The sequence below is a fragment of the Kordia sp. genome (genome assembly GCF_965283645.1).
GTDB lineage: Bacteria > Bacteroidota > Bacteroidia > Flavobacteriales > Flavobacteriaceae > Kordia.
The window spans coordinates 55,781-78,082 of record NZ_CBDIPG010000002.1 but is presented as its reverse complement, the minus strand read 5'-3'; the positions used below and the strand labels follow the sequence as shown (position 1 = coordinate 78,082).

Below are 22,302 nucleotides of genomic sequence, written 5' to 3'. Positions count from 1 at the left end.
GGACAAAGGGAAATTTCTATACAATTACTTCACTACAAATAAACTTAAAAAAAGCTTATTTTGTAAGGGGAATCTTCCCCTTTTTTAAAGGGAAGATTCCGAGTTAATTAACCTATTACATTTATTATCATGAAAAAAATGAAGCATTAAACGTATGCAGTGAAAATTTAGGAGCGTTTTCATTACATTTGTTTAATATCAAGACAAATAAAAGACATATTTCCCATATAAACAAAATAAATAAGACATATTTCACTTTTATATATGAATGATCGATTCAAAATAGCCCTAAAAGAAGGAAACCTATCTACCCAAGAAGTGGCAGATGCCATAGGCTTAAAGGCAAATACGTTGCGGAAAGCTATTAACAGAAATAGTATTAATGATGGTTATTTAATTTTGATAGAACAAACTTGTGGCATTTCTAAAAAATGGTTGAAAGAAGGTATAAAACCTGTTATAGTGAACAAGGTAGATACGTTACTGCCCTTTTTTGAAGAAGACTTACTGCAGGCGTTGGAAAGTGTGGATAAGGACAAAATTGTAGCATATATTTTGTTGAAGGAAAAAGAATTTTTAAAGCTACCTTCTTTTAATGCTTTAATAGATAAGCTAAAAGTTTCGCAACGAATTAGCAACATTGTAAAGGATACGTAATGTTACTTTTTTGTATAGCTTTCAGCTATTTTTTTGTAAAATGATTCCTCTAAATAAGACAAATTTCCTCCATTAAGTTTGCGCTTGTGCAGCTCCTCAAACTCTTTTAATACCTGTAGCTCATCTTCAAGCAAGGAATTAACAACATCGTTTAGCGTTAGTGTTAAGTTAGTAAAGGCAGTTTCAGTAATAATAAGCCCTAGCTTTTGTAAGCGTTCTAAAATTTCTTTTTTATCGTTCTCCATCAGCTACTTTTTCTAATGTTGAAAATATTTTTTCATCCATAACAGCTGCGTCTTTAGAAATTACGTTTTCATTTTCTTCCGTTTTAGCTTTTGCCGCCATATGAAAATAATGCTGTACACGTATTTCTCCTACCAACTCAATAAGACGAATAATAGAAGCTTTATAGCTTTGTAATGTATGCTCTTTCCTGCTTACTAAAAATTTAATAAAATAGACTATTGAAAAACCTATCAAAAGGCATATGATAAACATGATACTAGTATATACAGGTTTAGGCAAATCTGCATTTTTGACAAAAATTGAATGAATAACCCAAAACAAAGAAACTGCTATCCATGCTGACGCTTCTAATACAAGAGATTTTTTAAGATATTTTTTTTTATGATCTGTAATGATTTGATAGGTGTAACGAACTGCCAAAAAGAAAAATGAAAACGATAATCCGAAAATAAACAACCAATAGTGGAAGCTTTTACGTCCGTTAAATTTAAAATTATTAATGATTGCTCTTTTTTCTTTATTACAAACTTTTATCTTATCCTTGTAATGTTCAGACTTGCTATTAAATTTAAGTATAAATTCCTCCTTAGATATAGTACTATTATTTAATTGTAGAATTAATAAGTTTTGAATACTATCTCGCTCCTTAATAATAGATTTATATTCTAAATAATTTTCTCTTGTTCCATTTGGCTGATTACTAAAATAAATATGAGTTAAAGACATGATTATTATAATAAATAATATCATGCCCTTAAATATTGATTTAGCACTAATCTCCTGTCTCTCGATGGTCTTCTTCATCTGTTGTTCCGTCATCATAAGGATCAACAGTTAAAATTTCTGTTTCTTCCTCATCAGTTAATACTTCGGGTGTACAGCTGGTATAGGTTGCTGTTATAAAAATTGTAGTAACTATTAACATAAATACTTTTCTCATAATCATAATATTTTAGGTTTACATTAGTGAATTCTTAGTATAGTAAATTACTAATTTAACCGAAAAGCAATATGAAATACGTATAGTATTTGTCTTAAATAATACTATTTTCCTTTTTAAAATTTAATAAGGAAATATGTCTTACAAATATATGAATTACACTACGAGTAATTTACTGTAAAACCGTAAAATCAGTATAGTATTTCTGTATAGCAACTTGTTGTTAACACAAAAAAAACGATATGCCTACGGTATTTTGTAAGCACATCGTTTGTATACTACTACAGTGTACAGTACTGCAAATGTGGGTTACAATTCTGTAGGCAAATCTGATGGTGTGGCGCTATCGTCAGTAGTGGTGTCTTCATCTTCAATAGTGTCATCGGTGTTGCCTGCACGCATATTAACTGTTAGGTTATACTGCTTGGCTAGTACACTTATTTCTTTTTCTAAATTTTTGTGTATTTCACTACTATTAAGTGTGGCGTGTGCGCTTATATGTGCTACTAAGTCTCGGTATGCTGTTGCACCTTCAATGCGAACCTCGGTAAAACTGGCTGCTGTGCCTGCCGCCGATTCTGTAACTCTGGCTAAGTATCGGTTAGTAAAGTTTTCATTTTTAGTTTTTAATACTCCTATCCAGTTTGCCAAGCCTAGTGTTGCAACTGCGTTGCTTAAGCTTGTGTTTGTTTCCCAATCGGCTAGCATGCTATCAATAACGGCAGTTTCTGCTTGGTAGTTCATACGCGGAATGCCCGTACCATAATTGTTTAGGTTATACAAAAGGTTTTTGGCGGCCTGCACCATAGCATCATCATAATGCAATAGGTATGCTTCCAAAAGTCCTTTAATACCCGAAAACGCTTTGTCTCTTTCCGTATCAATATCAATGAGTTCTTGGGTTATACCACTACTAAGTTGTTGTTGAAATAAACCGTCCATAAGGTCTATTTTTTCAGTAAGGTTGTTGTGCTGTGTTGTTAATGTTAGGGCAGGCACGTCATGCGCATCTACTAAGCCTAAAACATCTTTCATGTACTGTAAAAATTCGCTATTCCTGTAGCGATCTAGCATAGGTGTGTTCATAAATGGTAAATTTTAATTATTCGTAAAATTTTAACATATTTTAATGCTTTCTTTGCATTATTCTCAAAAAAAAGCGTCCCGAAACCTTCCCGCATCAATGCGAGAAGGTTTCGGGCAACTTCAGAAGCGTCTCGCAACCTCGCGAGAAGGTTTCGGGTAACTTCAAAAGCGTCTCGCAACCTCGCGAGAAGGTTTCGGGCAACTTCAAAAGCATCTCGCAACCTCGCGAGAAGGTTTCGGGCAACTTTAAAAGCATCTCGCAACCTTGCGAGAAGGTTTTGGGTAACTTTAAGAGCATTTCGTAAGCCTGTGCGGAAGTTGTAAAATGATTTCTTTTAGGAAATCTGTCAAAGAAAAAAGTAAAATATGTCTTAAATATACAGAAAAATACAATATTTGTAAGAAAAAGAAGATGTTCTTTTAAGTTAATAAAATCATAAAGTAGCGCTGGAAAAGGATAAACCCTCAATTTTAAAAACGAAACAATATACCAATCAATACATATAATCAATTATTTACGAATCTTACAGACAATTTGTAAGTAAGTAGTATTAAATTGCACTACACCATTAAAATCGACTATACATGAACAAACTTTATATATTATTTCTGGGAATAATGCTAGTTTCCTGCGGGAAGAAGGAAAAAAACACCGAATCAACTTCAGCAAAGAAAACGTACAGCCTACAAAAGGGTTCTTGGCGCGTTGCCTTATCGGTTCAAGATGGAAAAAAATTACCATTCATCTTTACCACAACAAGCAAAGGAATTGAAATTCATAATGCAGAAGAACGTATCTCTGTAGATGATATTACCATAAAAAACGATTCCATCATCATAAAAATGGACGTATATGAAGGTGTACTGAAAGGAAAATTTACAGATGAAAATAACATCAAAGGAGAATTTGTCAAAGTTTCATTGGACAGGTATGTTCCGTTTACAGCTACCTTTGGCACAACAACACGCTTTGCCAATGCCAAAGGTGAAGCCAACGCAAATATTACAGGAAACTGGGAAACGGTTTTCAGTCCTAATAAGGAAGACGATCGGTACATTGCCAAAGGAATTTTTAAACAAAACGGAAGTACAGTTACAGGAACGTTCAGAACCACAACGGGCGATTATCGCTTTTTAGAAGGAACACTAAACGGCAATCAATTACAACTATCTGCCTTTGATGGCGCGCACGCGTTTCTATTTACGGCAACAGTGACGGACAGTACAATGGTTGGCGAATTTCAATCGGGAAATCACTGGAAAGAACCCTTTACGGCAAAGCGCAACGAAACCTATGAACTGCCCGATGCAAAAAGCTTAACGTATATAAAAGAAGGATATGACGAATTTAATTTTTCGTTTCCTGACGCTACAGGAAAAATGATTTCACTCACGGATGAACATCTAAAAGGAAAAGTACGTATTGTACAAATTATGGGAACTTGGTGTCCAAACTGTTTAGATGAATCTAAATATTACACCAGCTACTCAAAAAACAATGCAGAAGTTAAGTTTATAGCAGTAGCTTTTGAATATGCCAAAACGAAAGAAAAAGCATTTAACAACATCAAACGCTTGCAAAAACGACTCAACATTCCGTATCCTATTGTATTGGCACAATTTGGAACGTCTGACAAGCAAAAAGCACAAGAAAAACTACCAATGTTAAACCATGTATTATCGTATCCGACAACAATTTTTATAGACAAAAAAGGAAAAGTCCGACGCATTCATACAGGTTTTAATGGGCCAGCTACAGGCAACAAATATCTCGCGTTCAAAAAAGACTTTGAAAACTTTGTTACAACACTCCAAAACGAATAAAAATTACGGTTTAAGTGCTTGGTTTGTAAGGTATAAACGTAAAAATGCTTTTAAAGAGAAAAGCCAACAATTTGTTAACATAAAATTATGAATGTAATTGTTAAAACGAAGTATTTTTAATGTGTAGAAAAAGAAACTATGCGAACGATATTTTTACAAACCATCATGAAAAATACAATACATACTATCAAATAACCTATAACTAAAACGTTTTACTTTCTTCGGGAATTAAGGCGTTTTTTTTTTGATAGCTGTTTAAATTACACCTTCGTTTTGGTTGCCAAAAAGCACGTGTAACATAGTTTCAAACTAATAAACCAAACCAAAACATACTACATGAAAAAACTTTTACTCTGGCTATTTTTAGCCGTAAGCATCACAGCGTATGCGCAAATTCCATCGTATTACAACGACGTAAATTTATCGCAATCAGGAACCAATTTAAAAGACGAATTGGCAACCAAAGTAATTTCCACACACACCACTTTTTTATCGTATACGCCTGGCGTTTGGAATGCGTTGCAACAATCGGATCTAAACCCAAACAACAGCTCAGAAATACTATTAATTTACGGACACAGTGACACTGACGGAAATGTAAAAACGGACAGAACCCGTGGAAAGTTTGACAATGGCGGAAGTGTTGGCGATTGGAACAGGGAACACGTCTTTGCAAAATCGTTAGCAAACCCTAACTTAGGAACATCTGGAGCAGGAGCAGACGCGCACAACTTGCGTCCGTGCGATTTTCAGCAAAACTCTACGCGAAACAACCGCAAATTTGGAACAGGAACTGGCGCGGCAGGATTTATCAACGCCAATGGCGATTGGTATCCTGGAGACGAATGGAAAGGTGATGTTGCACGTATGATTATGTTTATGTACATACGGTACGGAAACCGTTGTTTGCCTGTAAATGTTGGTACAGGAAGTTCAGTAAGCGTAGACAACAATATGATTGATTTATTTTTACAATGGAATGCAGACGATCCTGTGTCTGCATTTGAAACAAGTAGAAATGATGTCATTGCAGGAATTCAAGGAAATAGAAATCCGTTTATTGACAATCCTGCGTTTGCAACACAAATTTGGGGTGGAGCACAAGCTGAAGACAAATTTGGAAATGGTGGTACAGATCCTGTCGATCCAGGAAATCCAGGAGGCGGAAGCACAGACGAATTGTTCTTTTCAGAATACATTGAAGGTTCATCTAACAACAAAGCGTTAGAAATTGCAAACTTTACAGGAAGTAGCGTAAATCTTTCTGCTTATACCATCAAAAAACAAACAAATGGTGCAGGAAGTTGGTCTTCACCCTATACATTGTCAGGAAATTTAAGCAATGGTAATGTGTATGTTGTGGCACATAATTCAGCAAACTCAACCATACAAAATGAAGCAGATGCTACCACAGCAACGGCAATAATTACGTTTAACGGAAATGATCCTGTCGGCTTATTCAAAAACAATGTCTTAATTGATATCATTGGAGATTTCAGTGGCGGAAGTGCCAACTTTGCACAAAATGTTACGTTGCGAAGAAAAGCAAGTATCACAAGTCCAAATACTTCCTATACAGAAGCAGAGTGGGACGAATACGCAATAGATACTTATTCTAACTTAGGTTCGCATACTGCAAATGGAGCAGGAAGTGGTGCCGGAACTGCTGGTAGCACAACGGTTTTGCATGAAGGTTTCTTCGAATCTGGCTTAGACGGTTGGACTGATGGCGGCGGCGATTGCTATCGTTATTCTGGAAGCAGATCGTACGAAGGAAACTATTCCATTCGTATCCGTGACAACTCAGGCACGGCTTCGTCAATGACTTCAGAAAGTATAAATGTTGCTCCGTATGATGAAGTAGAAGTAGAATTCTATTTCTATGCGTACAGTATGGAAACGGGCGAAGATTTTTGGCTACGCTACTACAATGGCGCAAGCTGGCAAACGGTTCGTGCGTATGTAAGCGGAACAGATTTCCAAAACAACAACTTCTTTAGTTCAAAAGTAACGTTGAGCAAAGCAAATTACAACTTTGTAAGCAATGCGCAATTCAGATTTCAAGCAGATGCTTCCGCCAATGCAGACGAAATTTATATAGATCAAGTGAAAATTACGGGGATTGTAAACGCTTCCGCGAGAATGTACTCAGAACCATTAAAAACAGATATTACTTTACAATCAGCTTTTCCAGAAGAAGACGAACTATTTTTGGAAGAAGAATTTACCGTATATCCAAATCCTGTAGCGAATCAATTAGAAGTAAAAATATTTGCAGCACCAAACACTGCATACCAAATACATTCCATGATTGGCAAGGTTGTAAAAGTTGGTAAATTGAACACTAAAACCATCAATGTTGCAAACCTTAAAGCAGGAATGTACATCTTACAAATCAACGATGGTGATGAAATTCTTACCAAGAAATTTATGAAGAAATAAACATTCAAAACAGATCAATATAGGAAAGCCTTGCAATTTGCAGGGCTTTTTTTGTAGCTTTAAGGATCACTAAATATTTAACAAAATTATTCGTTATCATATGATAAAAGAGAAACATATGCGTTTACCAATCCAATATCTTTTTTGTTGTTTACTACTTCCAATACTTGGATATACACAACAAACAGCTGAGCATCTTAAATATTTAGCACAGAAAACTCCATCTTTAACTCCAGAAGTCTTTGCGCCAAACGTTATTTCTACAAAAAGTGAATATGAATTTGGGTCAGTATTTAATAAAACTGCGACTGCGTTTTACTATGGCGTAGATACTGGCAATACGTCTGAAATACGATTTACGGAACTTGTAGGAAATACATGGAGCAAGCCCAAAACGATTTTATCTCATGAAAAATACGGTTTTAATGATCCGTTTCTTTCTCCTGATGAAAAACGACTATACTTTATATCAAAACGTTCATTAGACGGAAAAAGCGCAAAACAAGATTATGATATTTGGTATGTAGAAAAACAAGGAAACACATGGACAGTACCTATAAATGCTGGAACAAACATCAACACTAAAAATGATGAATACTATATTTCGTTTACAGAAAAAGGAACAATGTATTTTTCATCAAACAGGAAAAACTCAGCCAATAGAAAACAAAGTTTCGATATTTATTCCTCAGAATATAAAGATGGAAAATTCCAAAAAGCTGTTTTGTTAAGTGACGCTATCAATACAAAATACTATGAAGCGGATGTTTTTATCGATCCACAAGAAAACTATATAATCTTTTGTGCAAGACGTCCAGACGGTTTGGGCAGAGGTGATCTTTACATTAGTTTCAAAAACACAGATGGAACGTGGACAAAGTCAGTCAATATGGGTGACAAAATAAACACCAAAGGTCATGAACTGTGTCCTTTTGTATCAAAAGATGGCAACTATTTTTTCTATACAAGTAATCAAGATATTTATTGGGTACATACAAAAGTTTTTGACGAATTAAAGAAGTGATGAAAAACAACAGACAAATTTTAAACATACTACTACTAATAAGTTTTCTATTAAGTATGAATTTACAAGCACAAGACCTTAAAAAACATCGTTGGGAACATAGAATTGTAATTATAAAAACAACCGATGTACACTCAAAAACTTACCAAGAACAACGTAAAGAATTCAATACTGCATTACAAGAACTTGCAGAACGAAGACTTGTAATGTATACTATTGAAGGAGAAACTTTTTCGTTTATCAATCCAAAAAATACGGAACAAAACACTTCAGGCGAACTCACAGGAAAACTTAAAAGTATTTTGAATGCAGATACTACATTTGAAGTCATCTTACTTGGTTTGGATGGCGGCATCAAACTACAACAAACACAAGTATTAACTCGAAAAGAACTCTTCCGAATCATTGATTCCATGCCAATGCGAAGAAACGAAATGCGAAGGAAAAAAGGAGAAAAGTAAAATAACTATCAATTTGCATATACAATTCGTAGACAGTCTTTAGTTTTTTGTGTATTTCAGATTTGTAATGCATATATTTAAGTATGAAATCATATGCAGATAAATCAAAACAGCATACAACACAATCGGTAGCCAATGCAATTTCTTCAGATCAAAAGGCTACGACAACTCCACTACAACTCAAAGACAATCGCCCAAAAACTATAGTACAATTAAAATCACTAGAAACTGATGCTATTCCTCTTTCAACCAAATCAAATGACTTAGTACAAAAAGTATCTAAAGGAATTATTCAAATGGGGAAAAAGAATAAAGTACTGGAAGACGACAAGAAAAAAAAGAAAAAAAGTAGGGGAAAAAAAGTTAAAAGATTTATAAGAAAAGAAGCACCAAAAAAAAGGGGTAAAGTAAGAAAACAAAGAACTTTAGGAGTTCGGAAAGTAAAGCCTGGCTTTTCTATAGATGATAGAACGAAACTGTTGGGTGTAAAGCTAGGAGAAGGACACAAACTCTTAAATACGAATCCTAAGAAGAAAAACAAAAGAAAAACAACACCAAAAGTTGAAGAAAGATTAACGCGACATATGAATGCAGCTATTAAAGGACAACCTTCAAAAGCACGTGCAATAAAAATGAAAGGGCAAAATATAGCATGGGAAGTAGATCGTGCTACAAAAAAGAAACAAGCAGAAAGAGGACCAAGACACGTACTTCAACATCAAGGTGGTGGAGCTGAGGGAGATCCATTAGATTATTTTGAAGATAGAGACTATGGAAATATGTCTGAGACAGACTCTTCCTCAGATTAGGGAACTCCTACAAATGTTAATTAACATATTGATTCTCAACATTAACAAAGCTATAACAAGAACTCCTTGTAGTAAATCCTACCTTGTTTCCACAAACTAACTAATACGCATCACCTATGAAATTAAAAATTACACACATTGCTAGTGTGGCTGTTTTAATGTTTCTCACCCTAAGTACAACAGCATTTGCACAAATTAATACACCACGTGGCAGTCAAAAAGCAACCGTTTCACAAACCGTAGGAATCTCAGAAGTAAGCGTAACATATTCAAGACCTAGCGTTCAAGAACGTGAATTATGGGGAAAATTAGTTCCATATGGAATGAATAATCTCGGATTTGGAACAGCAAAAGCGTCACCTTGGCGTGCTGGCGCTAATGAAAACACAACAATTACATTATCACATGATGCCAAAGTTGGAGGAAAGCCTATAAAAGCTGGTACGTATGGTTTACACATGATCATAAAGAAAGGCGACAAGGCTACCATAATACTTTCTAATAATAGTACAGCTTGGGGAAGTTACTTTTACGAACCATCAGAAGATGCTGTTCGGTTTGATGTGATTACAAAAGAAATTCCTCATGAAGAATTATTAACGTTCGATTTTTATAAAGTTACAGCAACTTCTACATCGTTGGCGCTGCAATGGGGGGAAAAGGAAATTCCGTTTAGTATCAGTTTCGATGTTACAAATATTGTTTTAGCAGATATACGTAACAAAATGCAAGATCAACCTGGATTCAATCGTCAAACGTGGGAACAAGCAGCAACATTTGCACTAAATAATGGAGGCGATTTGGACGAAGCTTTGCGTTGGATTAACAATGCCATTGCAGGACAGTTTTACAGCAAACAAACCTTTAACAATACACAAATAAAAGCGGCAATCTTAATGAAACAAAATAAAAAAGATGAAGCTTTAGCTGTTATGGATGAGGTAATGCCAATTGCAACCGTGCTTGAAATTCATCGGTATGGACGTCAATTATTAGGGCAAGGTTTAACTGATAAAGCTATGGAAGTCTTTAAGTTTAATGCTAAAAAACACAAAGGAACATGGCCAGTTCATTACGGAATGGCAAGAGGATATGCAGGAAAAGGTGATTTTAAAAATGCAATAAAACACCTAGAAAAAGCGTTAAAAAATGCACCAAATCCGCAAAGTAAAGCAAACGTACAAGCTAATTTAGACAAACTAAAAAAAGGAGAAGCTATCTAAAAAAACAAAGGAATTGCTATTTGAATGAAAACCAATCACCGTCATTCATCACGTACTAAAAAGTGTCTATTGTAAAAAAATAGATACTTTTTTTGTTTGTGTTATGTTGATCTGTTAATTTGAAAACACTTTTTTAATTAATTCGTCATTCCGAACTTGATTCGGAATCTCACAAGAGTTATTTGTTCGTTGATTTGTCATTCCGCACCTAATGCGGAATCCACACAGATAGAAATGAATTCCTGCCTACGCGGGAATGACAGTTTGATAATTAAAAGCCAAAGCAAAGCGTTTCCATGAGCGAAGCAATACCAACATACCAAACGCATTAGCGCGTCTAAGAATTATACATGCTGATCTACCAAAATTACATTTCCATCTGGATCTTTAATTACAAAACTAGCAGGACCAGAAGTGCTTTCATCAGCTTCTGTAGCAAATTCAAAATCTTTACCTTTCAATTCTTTTTGAATGTCTCTAATATCTGTAAACGAATCTAAATTTTCCGCATTTTGTGTCCAACCTGGATTAAATGTCAAAATATTATCTTCAAACATACCTTGAAACAATCCAATTGTTGTTTGTTCATTCTTCATAATTAACCAATTCTGATTGATATCTCCATGAAAAACTGAAAAGCCTAAATTCTCATAAAACGCTTTGGAAACGTGAATATCTTTTACTGCAAGACTCACCGAAAATGCACCTAATTTCATCGTATTGTTTGTGTTGGTTTATATATAGTTTGAATAAAAGTACGATTTTTTGATTGAATGATTTATTGATTTGGAATCACACATATAATTCTTATGAGAAGCTGAATGGAATTCAGCTTAACGTGAATTTCTTTGTTTGTTGATTGGTCATTCCGCACCTGATGCAGAATCCACCCAGATAGAAATGGATTCCTGCTTGCGCAGGAATGACACTTAAATAACAAACAACCAAAGCGTTAGCGCGTTTAACTAATATAATTCCAAATATTCTTATGTTTTACCAATTGTGCAAAGGTATAGCGAACGGCTTTGTGTTCTTCTAGTGTCAAACTAGGATCAGCTTTTAAGACTTGTAATGCATAGTAACGCGCCGTTTTTAGAATATCATTATCCTTTACAATGTCTGCAATTTTTAGGTTTAAAACACCACTTTGCTGCGTTCCCATGATGTTTCCAGGACCACGAAGTTTTAAATCGACTTCTGCAATTTCAAAACCATCACTTGTACGAACCATCGTTTCCAAACGCGTTTTTCCATCTGCACTCAATTTATGACTCGTCATTAAAATACAAAAACTCTGTTCTGCACCACGACCAACACGACCGCGTAATTGATGCAGTTGCGACAAGCCAAAACGTTCGGCACTTTCAATAATCATCACAGAAGCATTTGGGACATTTACACCAACTTCAATTACCGTTGTTGCCACCATAATTTGCGTTTCACCTTTGATAAAACGATTCATTTCAAAATCTTTATCCGCAGGTTTCATCTTTCCATGTACAATAGAAATTTGATACTTTGGCATTGGAAATTCTCTGGAAATACTTTCGTAACCATCCATCAAATCTTTATAATCCAATTGTTCTGATTCTTGAATTAACGGATATACAATGTAAATTTGTCTGCCTTTGGTAATTTCATCACGAATAAATTTAAACACTTTTAAACGATTGCTATCATATCTATGAACTGTTTTAATTGCTTTTCTGCCAGGCGGCAATTCATCAATCACAGAAACATCTAAATCGCCATACAAACTCATGGCAAGTGTTCGTGGAATTGGTGTTGCTGTCATGACCAATATATGTGGCGGAAAGGTGTTTTTGTGCCAAAGTTTCGCACGTTGCGCCACACCAAAACGATGTTGTTCATCTATAATTGCCAATCCGAGATTTTTGAATTTTACTTTGTCTTCTAAAACGGCATGTGTTCCAATGAGAATGTGCAACGAACCATCTTCTAACATTTCGTGAATTACACGACGATCTTTTGTTTTTACAGAACCTGTTAATAATTTGATATTCAATCCTAACGGTGCAACAAGCTCCATCATTCCATTGTAATGTTGAATTGCTAGTATTTCCGTTGGCGCCATAATACACGCTTGAAAATCGTTGTCAATAGCTAATAACATTGACATCAAAGCTACAATCGTTTTTCCAGAACCAACATCACCTTGTAACAAACGATTCATTTGAGCATTGCTACCGAGATCATTTCTGATTTCCTTAATCACACGTTTTTGTGCGTTTGTCAATTCAAATGGTAAATGATTCGCATAGAAATCATTGAACTTTTCACCAACTTGATCAAACGCAAATCCTTTAATTTTACTTTTATGGATGAGGTTTTTGGTGATGAGTTGTATTTGAATGTAAAAGAGTTCTTCAAACTTTAATCGATATTGGGCTTTTGCTAATAATTCTTGACTTTTTGGAAAGTGAATATTGAATAATGCTTCACTTTTGGAAATTAGTTTGAGTTCGCCCAAAATAGTAGGTGGCAAGGTTTCATAAAATTGCGTGCGCGATTCTATAAATAGTTGCTGCATCAACTTATTGATGACTCTGTTGGTAATACCTTTGTTGTTGAGTTTTTCCGTAGATGGATATACAGGTTGCATTGCCGTTCGTAAGCTTTGCTCGTGTTCAGTGAGCAATTCCATTTCTGGATGTGGCATCGAAAATAAACCGTTGAACCAATTTGTTTTCCCGAAAATTACGTACGGAGTATTCAGTTTTATGCTGTCTTTAATCCATTTGTGACCGCGAAACCAAATGAGTTCCATTTCGCCAGTTCCGTCGGTAAAGGTGGCAACTAAACGTTTTCCGCGTTGTTGTTGTACCATTTTGAGGTGTACAATTTTACCAACAACTTGTACTTCAGAAGAATTCCGTTGCAATTCATTGATCTTAAAATAGCGTGTTTTGTCAATATATCGATTTGGAAATAGATTGATAAAATCTTGATACGTATGTATTCCCAACTCCTTACGAAGCAAATCGGCACGGTTTGGACCGACGCCTTTCAGGTAATCTATAGGAGTTTGTAATACATTTTGATTCATCAATTCAAAAGTAAGTCAAACAGAATTGCGAAGCAAACTAGATTTGTCATTCCTATGCAGACAGGAATCTATTTTTGATTGAAAAATTAAAAAATTGGATCATTCGTAAACTGGAAATCAAAAATTGCTCTTCATTTTTATCACACATACACGAATACGTACTAATGCGTGTATGATAAACAATTCTAACGGTTTTACTAAAGTGCGTAATTTCTACCTTATGTATATGAGAGTATCGTACGACATTTGTAATGTAATCAAAAGCAAACATTTCGATTGAGTAGCTACGATCATTTTGATTATACAGGCGTAATCCGAAAAGCCGTTTTTAAATAGAGTAGGAGCTTTAAATTAAAATATTATGTCATTTAAACGAATCACAGGAACTATAGGATTTGCACCAGATCTTAACGCATCAATAGTTAATTTTTCTTTACTAGTTAACGAAGATAGTCACACAGTTGCCGGAAGTGTAGAAATTCAAGTAAATCCGCCAGAAGAAAAACCATATTCAGGAACTGTAACGGGAACAGCGTATGCTACAGGTTATGGAGATTTTGTGGAAGTTATTGCGATACAAGGAACAATTCCTTCAAATAATAAACTTACGCCAATTAATTTTCCTTTTAATGCTCACATGTCGTTAAAAGCAGACGGTAGTGGTGTTGGAGGTTTCAATTTCAGAACAACACATTTAGAAGATCAACCAGTTAGTACAAAATCGTAAATAATGCGATGTAATTTAGAAAACCAATATCATTACCTACCAATTAAGTTGTGATATTGGTTTTTGAATTTATATAATTTTGTTTAGTTCTTAAACAGAGTTGCCACAACTAAAAGTTCTTTTAAAATATCACCAAAAATACAGCAACTGAATTTGATACCAAGTTTTCTAAATCTTGAAATTGTTAAACAGTAATAAATTTGATTACACGGAGTTTTTATTCAGTTTATTACAATAGCTGGTCAAAACCTAATATTCCTTATGACTCATCGTATTTTCAATGAACCAATTTCCGTCTTTTAAGCGCCATTGTGTCAAATAGCTTCCAGCAAATGTACCATTGTTGTTTCCTTCCCAAATACCTTTTTCTACAGCAATGGAATCCGAGATAATAACAAAAGTAGGTTTGTCAAAGTTTAAACGAAAACCACCTTCATAAACCGCTTCGTAATATTCCACAATTTCAGCTCTACCATGCAATTCTCTGTGATTTGTTGGTAAAAAATTAGCATCTTCCATATATAACAAACCAAGAGAATCGAGTTGTCCTGTATTGTAATATTTAATAAAAAGTTCGGTGGCTTTGGTAACATCAGATCGTTGCACGTTGGAGTCATCAAAAGTACGTTGTCTTGTAAACATTACTACAAACATTAATAAAATGGATAGTACAGGAATTAATACAAAGAATAATTTTTTCATAGGATTCGTTTTAGAGTTAAATCGTTTCCTTGAATGATTCTTAGATGATTGTTGTTGCGTATGTTGTTCACTAGTTATTGCAACAGCATTTTCAAACTCAATTTCGAGAGCCTCAAAAATCAACTTTATAGTAGAAGTTCTTGGTGTTACTTCTCCAGCTTCAATACGCTGTAACGTACGAACATTTATATTGCATTTCTCTACCAATTCTTCTTGAGTGAAGCCTTTTGCTTTTCGAAATTCTGCAATCTTTTTACCTAATGCTGGTTGTTGAATCATTTTTTGAAAACGTTTGTGCAATGGTATTGGTTAACTTTAAAACTGTCCACGAATTTTTGTGGTTTTTTACCCGACATTTACCCGACTTTTGTTTTAATTTACTGATTATAAGTCAATTGCAATTTAACTTTTTAAGTGCTTTAAATTTAGTATTTTTCCAATTCCTACGATTGTAATTGCCAAACAAATTAATACGTCAATCCACCAATGGAATTCATTTGTTGGTGTTAAAATCATGATAAATCGCTCTAAAATAAATACAAATAATAGATAGTGAAAGAATCCTTTATTTTTATCAATACTTGCCGCGATGATCAAATTTACTAAAATAAGCAATCCAGCCATTGAGAATATTTCATATCCAAACGGCCAATGTTGTATTTTAAACAAAATTCCGATTACCAATACAACCCATAATACATACCCAATTACTTTTGAAAGTGTACATTTCATAAAATGTACTTCTACGATACAAATAAATAATACAAGCAATAGTTTAATAAGTGTTTTATTGATAACACCAATTAAAATTCGTTCTTGAAAAATAACATTGAATAGTGTCGGAATGGAAATTACTCCGAAAGCGATTGTAAGTAGTATATAATAGAGTTTTTTAGTCATGATTGAGACGATAAATAGATACGTAAGTTCTTATAAAATTAGTTTAAAGATAGGAGATACACAATTTCATTTTTTAACTAGAATTATAAGATACACGAGAAATATACAACGAAGCCACATTTATATAAGCATCTTACTCAAGATAATCAACCAGTAGGCGGTCTAATTCAAAGAAATTATGCTTGATTTTAGGAGACCTAGCAACTATATTGGTGATTTCTTATGTCGAACTCACGTTAACTCAAATGCTAATTAAACCAAACCGCATATCCTTTCCTACGCAATTCCAATGCTAATATTTTTTCCATCCGTAACGCTTGATGTCGCGTTGGTAACGGATCAATATGATTGTATAAACTCGGACGTAAATACATACCATATTTTTGCACAATATTCGATGAAAGTTTATGTCCTTTTTGGTTTCGATACCCTGTTTTATGTTGTAAAAAACGTTCTTTTGGCGTTTTACTTGTCATACCAACATACACACATTCCAACACGCCATTAAATTGCGGATTTGCCAAACGAAACTTCGTATTCTCCGTAAACACACGTTTGGACAATTCTACAACATAAATACGATATTCAGTTCTGGGCATACATAATTTTTTTAAATACAGTTAGATAACGCTGCTTGTGAAAATACAAAATTTAGAATTCATATACTGAAATTTCAACGTAGTACAAAAATATAATATCGCAAAGAAGCTAACAAAAAAATGGATGCAGTTAATTGTCTAATCAAAGAAAAACTACTTTTGAATGAAACAATAAAAAAGCAATGAAAGCATCAGATTTATTTATAAAAGCACTAGAAAATGAAGGCGTAGAATACATATTTGGACTACCAGGGGAAGAAAATCTTGACATGTTAGATTCCATTCGAAAATCTGACAAAATAAATTTTATCCTCACACGTCATGAACAAGGTGCCGGATTTATGGCGGCAACATACGGAAGACTCACAGGAAAAGCAGGTGTTTGTATGTCAACACTCGGTCCTGGTGCTACAAATATGGTAACACCAGCCGCTTACGGACAATTGGGCGCAATGCCTCTGGTCATTATATCTGGTCAAAAACCCATCAATAAAAGTAAACAAGGAAACTTTCAAATTATTGATGTAGTAGAAATGATGAAACCTTTGACGAAGTTTACAAAGCAAATAACAAATGGCGATCAAGTTTCGTCTATTGTTCGTGAAGCCTTTCGTCGAGCGCAAGAAGAACGACCTGGCGCTGTACATATTGAATTCCCTGAAGACATTGCACAAGAAACAATTGAAACTCCACAAATTTTTGATGTAGTAGATGCCAAAATGCCGCATGCAGAACCAAATGCACTAAAAAATGCAGTAGATATGATTAAAGCGGCTAAAATGCCTTTACTATTAATAGGCGCTGGCGCGAATAGAAAACGTGCGAGCAATTCGTTAGCCGAATTTGTTGATACGATCGGAATACCATTTTTTAACACACAAATGGGGAAAGGAATTATTGACGAACGTCACGAATTATATTTAGGAACAGCTGCTTTGTCGGATAATGATTTTATTCATGAAGCGATAAAAGAAGCAGATTTAATTATCAATGTTGGACATGATACAATTGAGAAACCACCGTTTTTTATGCATGCTGATGATGAACGAAAAGTAATTCACGTAAACTTCTTTCCCGCAGAAATTGATGAAGTATACTTTCCACAATTAAATGTAATTGGAGACATAGCAACAAGCATACAACAACTAACAAAAGGGTTAAAATCTGTTGCAAAATCATGGAACACAGATTTTTTCATGAAAATAAAAAAGAACGTTTCGGAGCATTTAGCAAAATATGAAGCAGATGATCGCTTCCCAATTTTGCCACAAAGAACCGTTAAAATTATACGTGATCGTATGCCCGATGACGGAATTGTAACGCTAGACAATGGAATATATAAAATATGGTTTGCCCGAAACTATCCAGCATACGAGCCCAACAGTTTATTGCTCGATAATGCATTGGCAACCATGAGTGCAGGTTTGCCGTCAGCCATGATGGTGAGCGAATTATACCCTAAGAAAAAAGTAATATCTATCAATGGTGATGGAGGATTTATGATGAATTCGCAAGAGCTTGAAACTGCTGTTCGACTCAACTTAAATTTAGTTGTCATTATCTTGAATGATAACGCTTACGGAATGATTCAATGGAAGCAAGAAAAAGAAAAACTCAACAAATACAGTCTCGATTTTGGCAATCCAGACTTTGTAAAATATGCAGAAAGTTTTGGTGCCACTGGTTATCGTCCAGAATCAGTTTCGGACTTTACATACGATCTTGAAACAGCCCTAAACTCAGATGGTGTGCACCTAATTGATTTGGCAGTAGACTATTCACTCAATCATAAAATACTAAATGTATTGCTTAAAGAATATACAGAAAATATAAAAAAATAAAACTATGGAAACGACAAAAACTATAAATCCGGCAACGGGAGAACAAATAGCTACATACAATCGAATCAGTGAAACGGAAGCGAAAAATAAAGTAGCAAAAGCGAACGAAGTATACCTAACATGGAAGCATAAAAGTTTTGAAGAACGCGCCAAACTAATGCACGAGCTTGCAAATATTTTAGAAGAAAATAAAGAAGAATATGCGCAACTTGCCACAAAAGAAATGGGCAAAATCATAGGGCAATCGATAGGAGAAATTGAAAAATGTGCTAAAATTTGCCGCTATTATGCAGACAATGCCACAACATTATTAGCAAATGAAAACGTTGATACAGAAGCTTCAAAAAGTTATGTAACGTTTCAACCAATCGGAGTATTATTAGCAGTAATGCCATGGAATTTTCCTTTTTACCAAGTCATTCGTTTTGCCGCGCCCGCAATTATGGCAGGAAATACAGGCGTTCTAAAACACGCATCCAATGTACAAGGTTGCGCATTTGCACTTGAAGAAGCGTTTGAAAAAGCAGGATTTCCAAAAGGAATTTTCACAAACTTAAATATTGGTTCAGACGCGGTAAAAGCAGTAATTGAAAATAAACACATCAAGGCAGTAACGTTAACAGGAAGTGAACCCGCTGGACGATCGGTGGCTTCAATTGCTGGAGAAAACCTTAAGAAAACAGTGATGGAATTGGGTGGAAGCGATGCATACATAATTTTAGAAGATGCTGCTATAGAAGAAGCTACCGATTTAGCAACGTTTGGACGTTTGCAAAATAACGGACAAACATGTATTGCCGCGAAACGATTTGTAGTATTAGATGAAATTTACGATGATTTCTTAGAGAAATTCACTGAGAAAATGAAAGCCAAAAAAATGGGCGAACCCATGGACGAAGAAACGTTTTTAGGTCCAATGGCACGAGAAGATTTACGTGACGAATTGCACGAACAAGTCGAAAAATCAATTTCACAAGGCGCACGATTGGTCCTAGGAGGAAATGTTCCAGATGGAAAAGGTGCATATTACCCTGCTACAATCTTGGCAGAAGTGGAGCCAGGAATGGAAGCTTTTGACAACGAACTTTTTGGTCCTGTAGCTTCAGTCATCAAAGCGAAAGATGAACAACACGCTATTGATTTGGCAAACAATTCTTCGTTCGGATTAGGTTCAGGAGTCATTACAGGTGACAATGAGCGTGGAGAAAAAATTGCATTACAACTTGAAGCAGGAAATAGTTTTGTGAATAAATTAGTAGTTTCTGATCCAAGATTGCCTTTCGGTGGAATCAAAAATAGTGGTTATGGACGCGAACTTTCAAGCTATGGAATTAGAGAATTTACCAATACAAAATCTATTTGGATTGATTAAAAATCTATTGAAAATTATAACAGTACCAGTAGAGTTCATTCCCGCGAAAGCGGGATTTTTTTGTAAAGTTTTTTTATGTTTTTTATCGTTCAGTCTAGTTTATAATTCCATTGATAAAATTGCCAAACACATTTTAATTCCTTGTGAAATGTTTCCTATGCGAATGTTCTCGTTCGGATTGTGTTGATTGTTGTCCATATTCACCATCGGAACAATAATAGCAGGAATATTCAACACTTGAATGGCTGGCGTAATTGGAACTGTTCCGCCCATCGTTCTAATCATAATAGGAGTTTCTCCAAACGCATCCGTCATGGTTTTGCTAAGCTTTTTTCCAATGAACGAATTGATATCTGTTCGAAATGCATTTACACCAGCATTTAGGTTTAGCGTCGCAATTTTAGGATATTTCAAGCGTTCTGCATCGGTTGGTTTTCGTTCTAAAACTAAATATCCTTGTGATGTAATGTGCTTTTTTATTTTCTCTAGCTGTAGTACACCATCCGTTTCTTTTACCAAACGCACATCTAAATACGCAGTTACAATTTCTGGAATAATCGTTTTTAAACCAGGACCTTTCCAAGAAGTTTCAATATGACGTACATTCAGTGAAGGATATTGCAGCGCTTCTTGATATGTTTTCCCAACATTATCAGCTTCAGCAATTTCCAATCCTTTTTTAATCGCTTCATTATTATCTGGCACTTGCGATAAAAGTTGCTGTGTTTTTGCATCTAATTCAATTCCATCATAAAAACCATTAATGATAACTTTTCCAGAATCATCTTTCATACTTGCCAATAAATGCGACATTCGAAATACTGGATTTGGTGCGTAATTGCCGTAATGTCCACTATGTTGTGGCAAACTTGCGCCGTAAGTGGTAATGGTACAGGTTGCAATTCCGCGACAGCCAAAAGTTAACGTCGGTTTATTGGTTGGATGCGCTGGTCCGTCCATAATAATCATATAATCGGCGGCGTATCTATCTTTATATGTTGTAAGAGTGCTTAAAAAACCTTTCGATTGTGTTTCTTCTTGTAAATCGAGAATGATTTTTACATTATATGTTAAATCTTGTTGTTGCTGTTGCAAGAATTCCAATGCGGACAACAGCATTATAATTGGTGCTTTATCATCAGCCGCAGCACGACCAAATACACGCCAATCTGGATCAATATGTGTTTTAATTCGTGACCAATTGATAATTTGAAAATTGCCATCTCCATCTTGTTCTTTCAATACAGGACGAAACGGATCTTTCTGATTCCACTTTGCAGGATTCACGGCTTGTCCATCTAAATGTAAATAGAATAAAATCGTTTTTGCCTTCGGATCAACTTGCTTTTCAGCCAAAAATACAGGCAATGTTGAGGTTTTTAATATGGAAACCTTAAAATTGAGTTCTTGAAAAGCTTTCGTCACCCAATCCACATTCCTCATCATATTTTCAACATCTGATGCTACATTTGGAATGCTTACCAATTCACGATGTTTTTCAAGTATCGCTGGAAGTTCTTCTTTAATTTTCGCATCCCAGTTTGTCTGTGCAATAAGTGAATTTGCAAACATACAAAGTAGGACTAAGAGTAAATTTCGGAATTGTTTTTTCATAACCATCTTGCTTTTATATACTCTAAATGAGTTTTATTTTTTAAATCGTTTAACATTTCACAAGCTTCTTTAGCAATTTCTTTATTTTCATGTGTAGCAATATCTTGTAAAATAGTCATTGCTTTTTTTGGTTGTTTTTGATATATTGTCCAAACCCATCCCCAAATAAAACGTGTATAACTGTTTGTATTGCTTAATTCTGCGTGTAATTCAGGACACGGATTTTTTAAAATTTCATTATACCACTCAAATAATACATTATCAAAATATACATAAGGAGGTTTAGAATCTGTTTTTACTTCTTTTGCGGCAATTTCACCATTTGGCGCTAGATAAATCAATTCATTTACATAAAGATTACCTTGTGTTTTTGGTGCTCCATTGCTTCTATGTAGCCAATGACCATTATCTTTTACCAATATTCCATCTTCGTTCCAAATTCTACCAAGTTCAGAATCTTCTTTTGGTTGACCATTCGGGTACCAATTTTTCCAAAGTACATAATCTCCATTTTCGAAGACAGCATAATAAATAAGGATTCCTTCTTTATTGTATTCAAAAGCTTCTCCATGGGCATTTCCATTTTTGAATTCTGTCGTCATATTTTCTTCCTTAAGCGTTCCTGTAAAAGGTTTGCCTAAGTACATTAGAAATGTATAGAAATCTTGATCATTTACTTCAAAATCAACTTCATTAAAATGCACAATTCCGTCTATATACATCTAACCATTTTTATTTGAGATTGTTATACAATTTGTAATACACAAC

The 22,302-nt window shown here is 34.8% G+C and carries 21 protein-coding genes; 10 read left to right on the top strand and 11 right to left on the bottom strand.

Features of this window, described 5'->3' with window-relative positions:
- Positions 1 to 264 precede the first annotated feature (264 nt).
- On the top strand, positions 265 to 657 hold the full coding sequence (locus ACQ654_RS24960) for a helix-turn-helix domain-containing protein (RefSeq protein WP_430413126.1): 393 nt from the start codon (positions 265 to 267) through the stop codon (positions 655 to 657).
- A 2-nt stretch (positions 658 to 659) separates the two neighbouring features.
- On the opposite strand, the gene ACQ654_RS24955 is transcribed toward ACQ654_RS24960, so the two are convergent.
- The 4 genes from ACQ654_RS24955 to ACQ654_RS24940 all read right to left on the bottom strand — a co-directional run bounded on the left by ACQ654_RS24955 (position 660) and on the right by ACQ654_RS24940 (position 2,929).
- Positions 660 to 902 carry a hypothetical protein gene (locus ACQ654_RS24955; RefSeq protein ID WP_430413125.1) on the bottom strand — a complete coding sequence of 81 codons (243 nt, stop codon included), beginning with the start codon at positions 900 to 902 and terminating at the stop codon, positions 660 to 662.
- A complete protein-coding gene (locus ACQ654_RS24950) occupies positions 889 to 1,707 on the bottom strand; it encodes a hypothetical protein (RefSeq protein WP_430413124.1) in 819 nt (272 codons plus the stop codon). Before ACQ654_RS24950 ends, ACQ654_RS24955 begins: the two co-directional genes overlap by 14 nt.
- Positions 1,676 to 1,843, bottom strand: a complete 168-nt coding sequence (locus tag ACQ654_RS24945; RefSeq protein WP_430413123.1) for a hypothetical protein — start codon at positions 1,841 to 1,843, stop codon at positions 1,676 to 1,678. Before ACQ654_RS24945 ends, ACQ654_RS24950 begins: the two co-directional genes overlap by 32 nt.
- A 309-nt stretch (positions 1,844 to 2,152) precedes the next feature.
- Complete coding sequence (locus ACQ654_RS24940) at positions 2,153 to 2,929, bottom strand: DUF6261 family protein (RefSeq protein ID WP_430413122.1); 777 nt, start codon at positions 2,927 to 2,929, stop codon at positions 2,153 to 2,155.
- Between the two features lie 585 nt (positions 2,930 to 3,514).
- Between ACQ654_RS24940 and ACQ654_RS24935 the strand changes: the two genes are divergently transcribed.
- The 6 genes from ACQ654_RS24935 to ACQ654_RS24910 all read left to right on the top strand — a co-directional run bounded on the left by ACQ654_RS24935 (position 3,515) and on the right by ACQ654_RS24910 (position 10,712).
- On the top strand, positions 3,515 to 4,753 hold the full coding sequence (locus tag ACQ654_RS24935; protein ID WP_430413121.1) for a TlpA family protein disulfide reductase: 1,239 nt from the start codon (positions 3,515 to 3,517) through the stop codon (positions 4,751 to 4,753).
- A 336-nt stretch (positions 4,754 to 5,089) separates the two neighbouring features.
- Positions 5,090 to 7,195: an endonuclease gene (locus tag ACQ654_RS24930; RefSeq protein WP_430413120.1), complete on the top strand. Its 2,106-nt coding sequence runs from the start codon at positions 5,090 to 5,092 to the stop codon at positions 7,193 to 7,195.
- 118 nt (positions 7,196 to 7,313) lie between these two features.
- Positions 7,314 to 8,219: a hypothetical protein gene (locus ACQ654_RS24925; RefSeq protein WP_430413119.1), complete on the top strand. Its 906-nt coding sequence runs from the start codon at positions 7,314 to 7,316 to the stop codon at positions 8,217 to 8,219.
- On the top strand, positions 8,219 to 8,680 hold the full coding sequence (locus tag ACQ654_RS24920; RefSeq protein WP_430413118.1) for a DUF4174 domain-containing protein: 462 nt from the start codon (positions 8,219 to 8,221) through the stop codon (positions 8,678 to 8,680). Before ACQ654_RS24925 ends, ACQ654_RS24920 begins: the two co-directional genes overlap by 1 nt.
- Positions 8,681 to 8,763: 83 nt before the next feature.
- The gene (locus ACQ654_RS24915; RefSeq protein WP_430413117.1) at positions 8,764 to 9,489 is read left to right on the top strand and encodes a hypothetical protein; all 726 of its coding nucleotides are present in this window, start codon (positions 8,764 to 8,766) and stop codon (positions 9,487 to 9,489) included.
- 116 nt (positions 9,490 to 9,605) lie between these two features.
- The gene (locus ACQ654_RS24910) at positions 9,606 to 10,712 is read left to right on the top strand and encodes a DUF2911 domain-containing protein (RefSeq protein ID WP_430413116.1); all 1,107 of its coding nucleotides are present in this window, start codon (positions 9,606 to 9,608) and stop codon (positions 10,710 to 10,712) included.
- 344 nt (positions 10,713 to 11,056) lie between these two features.
- Here the strand turns inward: ACQ654_RS24910 and ACQ654_RS24905 are convergent, their stop codons facing one another.
- Both ACQ654_RS24905 and recG read right to left on the bottom strand, forming a co-directional pair.
- Complete coding sequence (locus ACQ654_RS24905; protein ID WP_430413115.1) at positions 11,057 to 11,428, bottom strand: VOC family protein; 372 nt, start codon at positions 11,426 to 11,428, stop codon at positions 11,057 to 11,059.
- Between the two features lie 245 nt (positions 11,429 to 11,673).
- Positions 11,674 to 13,779 (bottom strand): ATP-dependent DNA helicase RecG, encoded by a 2,106-nt coding sequence (recG, locus tag ACQ654_RS24900; protein ID WP_430413114.1) that lies wholly within the window; start codon positions 13,777 to 13,779, stop codon positions 11,674 to 11,676.
- A gap of 361 nt (positions 13,780 to 14,140) precedes the next feature.
- Here recG and ACQ654_RS24895 point away from each other — a divergent pair, with 361 nt between their 5' ends.
- Complete coding sequence (locus ACQ654_RS24895) at positions 14,141 to 14,506, top strand: DUF1842 domain-containing protein (RefSeq protein WP_430413113.1); 366 nt, start codon at positions 14,141 to 14,143, stop codon at positions 14,504 to 14,506.
- A 249-nt stretch (positions 14,507 to 14,755) separates the two neighbouring features.
- On the opposite strand, the gene ACQ654_RS24890 is transcribed toward ACQ654_RS24895, so the two are convergent.
- From ACQ654_RS24890 to ACQ654_RS24880, 3 genes are all read right to left on the bottom strand, one after another.
- A complete protein-coding gene (locus ACQ654_RS24890; protein WP_430413112.1) occupies positions 14,756 to 15,487 on the bottom strand; it encodes a helix-turn-helix domain-containing protein in 732 nt (243 codons plus the stop codon).
- 123 nt (positions 15,488 to 15,610) lie between these two features.
- Entirely contained in the window at positions 15,611 to 16,108 is a 498-nt protein-coding gene (locus ACQ654_RS24885) for a hypothetical protein (RefSeq protein ID WP_430413111.1), read from the bottom strand.
- A gap of 248 nt (positions 16,109 to 16,356) precedes the next feature.
- Entirely contained in the window at positions 16,357 to 16,707 is a 351-nt protein-coding gene (locus ACQ654_RS24880) for a ribose-5-phosphate isomerase (protein ID WP_430413110.1), read from the bottom strand.
- A 182-nt stretch (positions 16,708 to 16,889) separates the two neighbouring features.
- Here ACQ654_RS24880 and ACQ654_RS24875 point away from each other — a divergent pair, with 182 nt between their 5' ends.
- Positions 16,890 to 18,548 (top strand): acetolactate synthase large subunit, encoded by a 1,659-nt coding sequence (locus tag ACQ654_RS24875; RefSeq protein ID WP_430413109.1) that lies wholly within the window; start codon positions 16,890 to 16,892, stop codon positions 18,546 to 18,548.
- Between the two features lie 4 nt (positions 18,549 to 18,552).
- Complete coding sequence (locus ACQ654_RS24870) at positions 18,553 to 19,920, top strand: NAD-dependent succinate-semialdehyde dehydrogenase (protein ID WP_430413108.1); 1,368 nt, start codon at positions 18,553 to 18,555, stop codon at positions 19,918 to 19,920.
- A gap of 99 nt (positions 19,921 to 20,019) precedes the next feature.
- On the opposite strand, the gene ACQ654_RS24865 is transcribed toward ACQ654_RS24870, so the two are convergent.
- Together ACQ654_RS24865 and ACQ654_RS24860 are read right to left on the bottom strand one after the other, a co-directional pair.
- Positions 20,020 to 21,534 carry a M20/M25/M40 family metallo-hydrolase gene (locus ACQ654_RS24865; RefSeq protein ID WP_430413107.1) on the bottom strand — a complete coding sequence of 505 codons (1,515 nt, stop codon included), beginning with the start codon at positions 21,532 to 21,534 and terminating at the stop codon, positions 20,020 to 20,022.
- On the bottom strand, positions 21,531 to 22,256 hold the full coding sequence (locus ACQ654_RS24860; RefSeq protein WP_430413106.1) for a hypothetical protein: 726 nt from the start codon (positions 22,254 to 22,256) through the stop codon (positions 21,531 to 21,533). Before ACQ654_RS24860 ends, ACQ654_RS24865 begins: the two co-directional genes overlap by 4 nt.
- Positions 22,257 to 22,302 lie beyond the last annotated feature (46 nt).

Bases quoted from the DNA above. Each gene is read 5' to 3' on its own strand.
- ACQ654_RS24915 (WP_430413117.1), top strand. From the start codon at position 8,764: ATGAAATCATATGCAGATAAATCAAAACAGCATACAACACAATCGGTA.
- ACQ654_RS24890 (WP_430413112.1), bottom strand. From the start codon at position 15,487: ATGATTCAACAACCAGCATTAGGTAAAAAGATTGCAGAATTTCGAAAA.
- ACQ654_RS24945 (WP_430413123.1), bottom strand. From the start codon at position 1,843: ATGAGAAAAGTATTTATGTTAATAGTTACTACAATTTTTATAACAGCA.
- ACQ654_RS24935 (WP_430413121.1), top strand. From the start codon at position 3,515: ATGAACAAACTTTATATATTATTTCTGGGAATAATGCTAGTTTCCTGC.
- ACQ654_RS24870 (WP_430413108.1), top strand. From the start codon at position 18,553: ATGGAAACGACAAAAACTATAAATCCGGCAACGGGAGAACAAATAGCT.
- ACQ654_RS24960 (WP_430413126.1), top strand. From the start codon at position 265: ATGAATGATCGATTCAAAATAGCCCTAAAAGAAGGAAACCTATCTACC.
- ACQ654_RS24865 (WP_430413107.1), bottom strand. From the start codon at position 21,534: ATGAAAAAACAATTCCGAAATTTACTCTTAGTCCTACTTTGTATGTTT.
- ACQ654_RS24925 (WP_430413119.1), top strand. From the start codon at position 7,314: ATGCGTTTACCAATCCAATATCTTTTTTGTTGTTTACTACTTCCAATA.
- ACQ654_RS24875 (WP_430413109.1), top strand. From the start codon at position 16,890: ATGAAAGCATCAGATTTATTTATAAAAGCACTAGAAAATGAAGGCGTA.
- ACQ654_RS24940 (WP_430413122.1), bottom strand. From the start codon at position 2,929: ATGAACACACCTATGCTAGATCGCTACAGGAATAGCGAATTTTTACAG.
- recG (WP_430413114.1), bottom strand. From the start codon at position 13,779: ATGAATCAAAATGTATTACAAACTCCTATAGATTACCTGAAAGGCGTC.
- ACQ654_RS24930 (WP_430413120.1), top strand. From the start codon at position 5,090: ATGAAAAAACTTTTACTCTGGCTATTTTTAGCCGTAAGCATCACAGCG.
- ACQ654_RS24895 (WP_430413113.1), top strand. From the start codon at position 14,141: ATGTCATTTAAACGAATCACAGGAACTATAGGATTTGCACCAGATCTT.
- ACQ654_RS24910 (WP_430413116.1), top strand. From the start codon at position 9,606: ATGAAATTAAAAATTACACACATTGCTAGTGTGGCTGTTTTAATGTTT.
- ACQ654_RS24905 (WP_430413115.1), bottom strand. From the start codon at position 11,428: ATGAAATTAGGTGCATTTTCGGTGAGTCTTGCAGTAAAAGATATTCAC.
- ACQ654_RS24920 (WP_430413118.1), top strand. From the start codon at position 8,219: ATGAAAAACAACAGACAAATTTTAAACATACTACTACTAATAAGTTTT.
- ACQ654_RS24880 (WP_430413110.1), bottom strand. From the start codon at position 16,707: ATGCCCAGAACTGAATATCGTATTTATGTTGTAGAATTGTCCAAACGT.
- ACQ654_RS24950 (WP_430413124.1), bottom strand. From the start codon at position 1,707: ATGAAGAAGACCATCGAGAGACAGGAGATTAGTGCTAAATCAATATTT.
- ACQ654_RS24955 (WP_430413125.1), bottom strand. From the start codon at position 902: ATGGAGAACGATAAAAAAGAAATTTTAGAACGCTTACAAAAGCTAGGG.
- ACQ654_RS24885 (WP_430413111.1), bottom strand. From the start codon at position 16,108: ATGACTAAAAAACTCTATTATATACTACTTACAATCGCTTTCGGAGTA.
- ACQ654_RS24860 (WP_430413106.1), bottom strand. From the start codon at position 22,256: ATGTATATAGACGGAATTGTGCATTTTAATGAAGTTGATTTTGAAGTA.